The organism is Pontibacter harenae (assembly GCF_020907245.1).
Taxonomy (GTDB): Bacteria; Bacteroidota; Bacteroidia; order Cytophagales; family Hymenobacteraceae; genus Pontibacter; species Pontibacter harenae.
Window position 1 is genome coordinate 1 of the sequence record NZ_JAJJWH010000109.1, and the last position, 476, is coordinate 476.

Below are 476 nucleotides of genomic sequence, written 5' to 3' on the forward strand. Positions count from 1 at the left end.
AGCAACAGGTTTATTGTGAAAGACGCCGCCTTCAACACCATCTACGTCCAGAACCTGGAGGCGCTGGCCCAACTCTGTGCCCTGGCTGGCGATCCGGAGAGTGCCGAACATTATCAGGCGCAGGCGGAGAAGACAGGCAACAGCATCCTGAAGTATATGTATGATGAAGCCGATGCCGCCTTCTACGACCTGGCCGGGCACAATTACCGAAAGCTAAAGGTAAAGACAGGTACGATCTTTTTCCCGGTGGTGCTGCGCCAGGTGCCCGACGCGGTTTGCAGGCGTGTGCTGCGCCGGCACCTGCAGCAGCGGGACGGCTTTCATGTGCCTTATCCCATCCCTTCGCTTGCTGTGGATGAGCCCGCTTTCAATCCTGATGAGTCGCTCTACATCTGGCGCGGCCCCACTTGGGTGATGTTCAACTGGTTTATGCACGGGCACCTGCTCGACGTAGGCTATACCCACGAGGCAGAGGA

At 57.8% G+C, this 476-nt stretch carries 1 protein-coding gene; it reads left to right on the forward strand.

What is annotated here, in order from left to right; translation table 11 throughout:
- Window positions 1-15: 15 nt before the first annotated feature.
- Window positions 16-476: MGH1-like glycoside hydrolase domain-containing protein (locus LN893_RS20410; RefSeq protein WP_369427721.1), on the forward strand; the 461-nt coding region annotated here is incomplete at its 3' end.